Here is a 6,633-nt window from a genome sequence, read left to right as displayed (position 1 = left end):
CCGGCGCGCGCGTAGACCTCAACGAACCCCTCCGGCCCGAAGCCCACCTCGTTCGAATCGAGCCCGAGCACATCGTCGAGATGGCGCGCCGCAACGGAGTCGCCCTGCCCACCGAGGACCTCGACGCCCTCCGCGCGCGGTACTCCTTCACCGACCTCGCGTCGTTCCTGGAGCTGCACTACTCGAACCTCACCGTGCTGAAGACGGAGCGGGACTTCTTCGAGCTCGCGACCGGCTACCTCGACCGGGCGCAGAAGGCGAACGTCCGCCGCGCCGAGATCTTCTTCGACCCGCAGACGCACCTCGGCAACGGCGTCGCGCTCGACACCGTGATGAGCGGGATCACCCGTGCGCTCAGCCGGAGCGAGGAGACCCACGGGATCTCGACGGACCTGATCATGTGCTTCCTCCGGGACCTGGGCGCCGACGCGGCCGACGAGATGCTGACGGCGATCCTCCCCTGGCGCGAGCACGTCATCGGCGTCGGGCTCGACTCGAACGAGGTGGGCTTCGGCCCGGAGCTGTTCGTCGACGTCTACGCGCGCGCCGCGGCGGAGGGACTGCGCCTGGTCGCGCAAGCCGGCGAGGAGGGCGGGCCCGAGACGGTCGCGGCCACCGTCGAGCTGCTGAAGGTCGAGCGGATCGACCACGGGATCCGCGCGATGGAGGACCCGGAGGTGGTCGCGATGCTCCGCGAGCGCCGCATCCCGGTGACGGTGTGCCCGCTGTCGAACGTCGCCCTGCGCGCGGTGGACACGATGGCCGACCACCCGCTGCCCGCAATGCTCCGCGAGGGACTCGTCGTGACGGTCTCGAGCGACGACCCGCCCTACTTCGGCGGCTACGTGGATGAGAACTACCGCGCCCTGGTCGAGGAGCTGGGGATGGACGACGCGCAGCTCGAGCAGCTGGCGCTCAACTCCTTCGAGGCTGCGTTCATCACGGAGGAGGACCGCGAGCGCTGGCAGGCGGAGGTGCGCGAGCACTTCGCGCGGTGAGCGCGTCGCCGCCCGGAGAACGATCGTTCCCACCCCGTCTCCGGGCACTGCGCTCTCGTTCTGCGGGCGCACGCCTCCGCGCCCGACCTACGCTGGCCGGATGACGCGATCCGACGGCACGCGATGAGCTGGGTGCTCCTCACCGGCGCGATCCTCACCGAGGTGACGGCGTCGCTCGCCCTCCAGGCCGCCATCGAGTCGCCGGGCTGGTACGCCCTCGTGGTGGCGGGCTACCTGGCGGCGTTCGTCCTCCTCAGCCGGGTGCTCAAGGCCGGCATGCCGATCGGAGTCGCGTACGGCGTGTGGGGCGCGTGCGGCGTCGCGCTGACGGCGGTCCTCGCGGCCGTGCTCTTCGGTCAGCCGCTGACGGGCGTGATGAAGATCGGGCTGGTGCTGATCATCGCGGGCGTGCTGATGGTCGAGATCGGCTCGCAGCGAGCGCAGGCCGCGCGCCGGGCGGCGCACTGATGGCCTGGCTGCTGCTCTCGGGCGCGATCCTCACCGAGGTCGCCGCGACGATGAGCCTCAAGCCCGCGACGGACGGCCGGAAGCGCTGGTACGTCGTGGTCGGAGTCGGCTACGTCGTCGCGTTCACGCTGCTGGCCGGGGCGCTCGCGCAGGGCATGCCGATCGGGGTGGCCTACGGGATCTGGGCGGCGGTCGGAGTCGCGCTGACCGCGGTGCTCGGGCGCTGGCTGTTCCAGGACCCCCTGACCTGGACGATGCTCGGCGGGATCGGCCTGATCATCGCCGGCGTGCTGCTGGTGGAGCTCGGGCACTGACCGGCCGAGTGCCGTCGCGGCGGGGCGCCCCCCGATCAGCGGCCGTCGCGGTGGGGCGCGTCCCGCTGAGCGGCCGCCGCGGCGGGAGCGCACCTCCTCAGCGGTCGTCGCGGCGGAAGCGCTTCGGAGTCACCGGTTGTCGCGGCGGTATCGCGCCTCGCGGCCGGCGATGTGGAGGCCGAGCCCGGTGACCGCGACCGCGAAGGCGACCAGCACGCCGATGAACGCGATCTCGTCGCCCGCTCCGACCGCCACGGCCGCGACGGCGAGCCCGATCAGCGCGAGGGCGATGGACACGGCGCCGACGATCTCGAGAGGGCTCCAGGCGGTCATGACTCCAGCGTGCGCGCGGAGCGGCGCGCGGGCAAGGGGCGGCAGGCGAACAGGACATTGCAGAACGGACCTTGACATACCGCACTCGGGTCATCGCGCCATAACCAGTGGACGGGCATCCGGGTGGTCCCTTTTCAGGAGCGCTGCCGACTGATCGGTCCGAACGGGATGCGTCGGCTCGGTCCCCGCCGACTGACAGGATGAGATACACACACCAGCTGGAGGCGCCGTGGATCCCGAAGAAGCTGTCGTCGTCCCCCTGGTCCCGACGCCGTCGGAACCGAGCACCGAGGGGATGCTCCGCATGCTCCTCAATCGCGATGCTTTGCTCATCAGTCGCGTGCCGACACCGGCCGGCCAGGTGGCCTCGGGTCTCGTGGCTCAGACCGCAGGGGCCTTCGCGAAGGCGATCGGTCAGGCCGCGGGCGGCCTCACCCGATCGCCCGGATCCGCTGAGGGCCTCTACCGCGTCATCCTCCCGACCGGCGCGGTCGCTCGCGATCTCGTTCCCGCAGTAGGGGGCGGGTTCCGCGGAATCGTCCGGGCGGCCGGGTCGACGAAACTCTCGGCTCATGCTCGGCTCGTCCCGGCAGTGGCGGGGACGGGCGCCGCTGCTGCGGCCGGACCACTTATCGCCACGGTGGGTCTTGCCGTCGCCGGGGATATGCTCGCGCAGCACCAGATGAACAAGAAGCTTGAGAGGATAACGACGACACTGCTCGGAATCGAGAATCGGGCCAACGAGGAGGACCGATCGGTACTGGTCACCGCGGCGCAGCAGACGCGGAAAGTCGCCGGCTACCTGCTCGACCAAGCGAGGATCCCGGCGATCTCTTCAGCCGCCCATGCCTTCGGTGCGCTCGATGCGCTTGCAAACAGCTACGAGGATCGTCTCGACCGCTGGCTCGATGTCGTGGCCAAGTACGAGGGCGTTGACCGGGTGTACGCGCCCGAGCTCCTCGTCGCACTCGTGGGCAAGCGCGACGATCCGATGAGGGAATTCGAACGCATCGTCGCCCAGATGTACGAGGGATTCTCTCTTCGAGCTCGGATCGCGGTGCTCGAGAGGGTCGCGGCCGAGCATGCGAATCCGGACCGGTCGCTGCTCTCCGTCGAGGGGGTCCTCCGCGACGAGCTCGGGCGGATCGCGGCACGACAGGTGCAGCTCGTCGGGCTCCTCGATGATCTGAGCGTTCTGCAGATCGACGCGAGCAGGATTCTCATCGCCTTCGCCGGCAAAGGAACTCTCGAGGCTCGAACGACCTTCAGCCGTCTCGCCCGGGCGCTCCACACGCTGCCCGACGGGATCCCGGTTCTCACCGACTCGGACCAGACCGTCCTCGAGCTCACCCCGAATAGGGGCGGCCTCTCAGTGGCAGCGCCCGCCGATCATTAGGCGCCGTCCACGGGCGCAAGCCGATCTTGAAGACACTTCAACGCGGAGGTAAGAATGGTCAAGGCAGCGGAGACGAACCTCGCCGGTGTGCTGGAGGGTAAGAAGCAGTACCAGGTGCCGCTCTACCAGCGGGTCTACTCATGGGGGAAGCCGCAGCTCGACCAGCTGTGGAACGACATCGCCGAGCTCGCGAACACCCGCCGCGAGGAGCCCACCGCGACGCACTTCATCGGCTCGCTGGTACTCGCCCAGAGTCCCGACTTCTCGGTTGTCGGCGTCTCGAAGCTGCTCGTGGTCGATGGGCAGCAGCGCCTGACGACCCTCACGCTCCTCCTGGCCGCCCTCCGAGACCACTTGAACGAGACCGGCGACGCCGAAAAGGCTGAGGGCATCCAGGCGCAGTACCTGGTCAATGTGTACGACAAGGACAAGCCGGCGAAAGTTCTGCCCACGCAGGCGGATAGAGCATCCTACCTGGCGGTCATTCGGTCGGCTCCGGACGCAGGAGGTGTCGGCCGGATCGGCGAGGCGTACAACCACTTCCGCTCGAAGATCGCTGCGGCCGACGACCCGGATGATCCGCACGATCTCGAGGAGATCGAGAACGTCATAGTCAACGGCCTCGCCCTCGTCGTCGTGACGGCAGAGCCCCGGGACAATGCACACCGCATCTTCGAATCGCTGAACAACACCGGCCTTCAGCTGACCCAGTCGGATCTCCTGAAGAACTATCTGTTCATGCGGCTCGGCGACAGCGGCGTCGAGGTCTACGAATCGGTCTGGTTGCCTCTGGAGAAGAAGCTCAGTGCAGACAGCCTCGAGTTGCTGTTCTGGCTCGACCTGGTGCAGACGGACGAACGCGCCAAGCAGTCGGACACGTATACAGGGCAGCAGAAGCGCTTAGAGAAGCTCGCCGGCCCGGCGGAAATCGTGGCCGAGGTCGTGCGAATCGCGAAGCTGGGCGACGTACTCGCGGCTATTCTCGATCCTTCGCTCGAGGTCGACAACCGAATCCAGAGACGCCTGACGCGGATCCGAGCATGGGGCTCGACGACTGCGTATCCCGTCGTCATGCGCCTCTTGGACCGGCGGGCTGCAGGAACCGCGTCCGCTGATCAGGTGCTTCAGGCCCTGACCTACCTCGAGTCCTACTTCGTCCGGCGCATCGTCATCGGGCGCGCGACTGCGAGCTTGAATCGAACGCTCCTTCAAGCAGTGAGCGCCATTGCCGATGCCCCCGATATCGACGTCGCGTTGCGCGAGCACCTGTCGCGCGGCCGCAAGTACTACGGCACGGACAAGCAGGTGCGGGAGGCGGTGACGAATGTCCCGTTCTACTGGCAGGGTCGGGCCGCTCAGAAGAAGCTCATCCTGCTGTGGCTCGAGGAGTCCTACGAGTCGAAGGAGACTATCGACCCGGGCAACCTGACCATCGAGCACGTCCTGCCTCAGACCCTGACCGACGCCGTACGGCGTGGTTTCGAGCGGGGCCTGCCCGACGGATCCGATCTCGCCTATGAGCACGACCGCCTCGTCCACACGATCGGCAACCTCACTCTCACCGGGTACAACAGCGAGCTCAGCAACCGCCCCTTCGACCAGAAGCGCAGGATGCTGGCCGAGAGTGGCCTTCGCCTTAATCAGGAGATCGCGGGCGAGGAGGAGTGGGGCGCTCCGGAGATCGCGAAGCGCAGCGCCGCTCTCGCAGAGAGGATCATCGCTCTGTGGCCTGGTCCTGATGAAGACCTGACGTCGTCCGGCGGGGCAGAGCCCTCCGCGATGCGGAGCGTCGTGGCCTCAATAGTCGCCGAGATCCCCGCCGGCAGATGGACGTCCTACGGCGAGGTCGCCCTGGTCGCCGGCTCTTACCCTCAACCCGTCGCAGCCGTCCTCGCGAGCAACCCGATGCAAGGCGCGTGGAGAGTACTTCAAAGCGGCGGCACGATAGCGCCGGGCTTCAGATGGATGGACTCGGACCGGACCGATCCTCCGCGCGAGTTCCTCGAGTCCGAGGGTCTCACCTTCGATCGCGAGGGCCGGGCCGATCCGGCGCAGTTCCTCCGCGCCGAAGACCTCGCCGATCTCGCGGGGCTGGAGATCGACCAGGATCGACATCGGGTGCCTGGGACCCGGCCGCTCCTCGCGCAGAGGAAGGCGTTCTTCCTCAAGGTCCACGACCTCGGCGAGAGTCTCCAGACGAGGATCACGTCCTGGCCCAGCGGATCGACCGGATCCACTGTCGACGTGAGTCTCGGCGTGCCCGGATCCGTCATCGTCCTCGGATTGTCGTCCCGCGAACCCGCCGGCGTCTCCTGTGCGCTGAAGATCCGAGAGGACAAGGCGCTCTTCGCCCGCCTGCTCGACCATCGCGTGGAGATCGAGGCTGCCGTCGGCGCGGATCTCGAGTGGCTCAATGAGCCGGGGAACCTGTCGAGCCAGGTCCTCCTACGCGAAACCGGCGAGTGGCGCGACGAGGCCACCGCTCCTGATCTCGCTCAATGGCTCATAGTCACCGCCGAGAGATTCGCTGAGGTGTTCCCGGCGTTCCTCCTTCCGAAGCACTCGTGAGCACGAAGTGCATGACAGGGTGCCGAGCAGTCACGGGAAGCCGGTTCTCGTTCGGAGGAAGCCCGCCAGGGGCGCCGGTCATGAGACGAAAAACCGAGCTCGGCGACACCCTTCGGCACTCGCCCCGCCGCCGCGCCCGCCTCTAGGCTCGACGGCGTGACCGCCTCCGTCCCCGCCCCCCAGCCCCGGCCCCGCGACGTCGTCGGCCTCGTCGGCCTCGTCCTCGCGATCGTCCTCGTCCTCGCGCAGATCGGGCGGACCGCGCTCACCACGGCCATCCCGGTCCTCGCGTTCCAGGGCGGCTTCGACACCACGCAGATCGGGGCGCTCTTCGCCGCCCTCGGGGTCACGATGCTCGTGCTCGCGACGGCGACCGCGATCGTCGGCGTCATCGGCGTCGCGCGGAAGGACCGCGCCCGGCTGCTCTCGGCCGTCACGCTCGGCGTCGGCGCGAGCGTCGCGATCGTCGAGCTGGGCGCGCTCGTCGTCCCGCCCCTGGTCGGCCTCTCCCTCCAGTACTGACGAGGCCCGCCGGAGGGGATCCCTCCGCCCGCCC

The 6,633-nt window shown here is 68.4% G+C and carries 7 protein-coding genes; 6 read left to right on the top strand and 1 reads right to left on the bottom strand.

All coding sequences use genetic code 11. The features are described from left to right. The 3 genes from add to C5C55_RS15395 form a co-directional block, all read left to right on the top strand. The coding region (add, locus tag C5C55_RS15405) for an adenosine deaminase (protein WP_308471878.1) at nucleotides 1–998 on the top strand (998 nt) is incomplete at its 5' end. 123 nt (nucleotides 999–1,121) lie between these two features. Further along, nucleotides 1,122–1,466, top strand: coding sequence for a multidrug efflux SMR transporter (locus tag C5C55_RS15400; RefSeq protein WP_104234522.1), 345 nt, complete (start codon nucleotides 1,122–1,124; stop codon nucleotides 1,464–1,466). Next, on the top strand, nucleotides 1,466–1,780 hold the full coding sequence (locus C5C55_RS15395; RefSeq protein WP_104224891.1) for a multidrug efflux SMR transporter: 315 nt from the start codon (nucleotides 1,466–1,468) through the stop codon (nucleotides 1,778–1,780). The genes C5C55_RS15400 and C5C55_RS15395 overlap by 1 nt, the downstream gene beginning before the upstream one ends. A gap of 129 nt (nucleotides 1,781–1,909) precedes the next feature. Here C5C55_RS15395 and C5C55_RS15390 read toward each other — a convergent pair whose 3' ends face one another. Beyond that, entirely contained in the window at nucleotides 1,910–2,113 is a 204-nt protein-coding gene (locus C5C55_RS15390) for a hypothetical protein (RefSeq protein WP_104234521.1), read from the bottom strand. Nucleotides 2,114–2,342: 229 nt separating this feature from the next. Here C5C55_RS15390 and C5C55_RS15385 point away from each other — a divergent pair, with 229 nt between their 5' ends. The 3 genes from C5C55_RS15385 (at nucleotide 2,343) to C5C55_RS15375 (ending at nucleotide 6,599) form a co-directional block, all read left to right on the top strand. Then, entirely contained in the window at nucleotides 2,343–3,509 is a 1,167-nt protein-coding gene (locus C5C55_RS15385) for a hypothetical protein (protein WP_104234520.1), read from the top strand. 54 nt (nucleotides 3,510–3,563) lie between these two features. Further along, the gene (locus C5C55_RS15380; RefSeq protein ID WP_104234519.1) at nucleotides 3,564–6,077 is read left to right on the top strand and encodes a DUF4268 domain-containing protein; all 2,514 of its coding nucleotides are present in this window, start codon (nucleotides 3,564–3,566) and stop codon (nucleotides 6,075–6,077) included. A 156-nt stretch (nucleotides 6,078–6,233) separates the two neighbouring features. After that, nucleotides 6,234–6,599, top strand: coding sequence for a hypothetical protein (locus C5C55_RS15375; RefSeq protein WP_104234518.1), 366 nt, complete (start codon nucleotides 6,234–6,236; stop codon nucleotides 6,597–6,599). The last annotated feature ends 34 nt before the right edge of the window (nucleotides 6,600–6,633 follow it).

Source organism: Rathayibacter sp. AY1C2, from assembly GCF_002931195.1.
In the GTDB taxonomy this organism is placed as follows: Bacteria; Actinomycetota; Actinomycetes; order Actinomycetales; family Microbacteriaceae; genus Rathayibacter.
The sequence above is the reverse complement of the archived record's forward strand: the minus strand, read 5'-3'. Positions and strand labels throughout refer to the sequence as shown.

Coding starts and splice junctions, on each gene's coding strand:
- C5C55_RS15380 (WP_104234519.1), top strand. CDS start 3,564: ATGGTCAAGGCAGCGGAGACGAACCTCGCCGGTGTGCTGGAGGGTAAG.
- C5C55_RS15400 (WP_104234522.1), top strand. CDS start 1,122: ATGAGCTGGGTGCTCCTCACCGGCGCGATCCTCACCGAGGTGACGGCG.
- C5C55_RS15395 (WP_104224891.1), top strand. CDS start 1,466: ATGGCCTGGCTGCTGCTCTCGGGCGCGATCCTCACCGAGGTCGCCGCG.
- C5C55_RS15390 (WP_104234521.1), bottom strand. CDS start 2,113: ATGACCGCCTGGAGCCCTCTCGAGATCGTCGGCGCCGTGTCCATCGCC.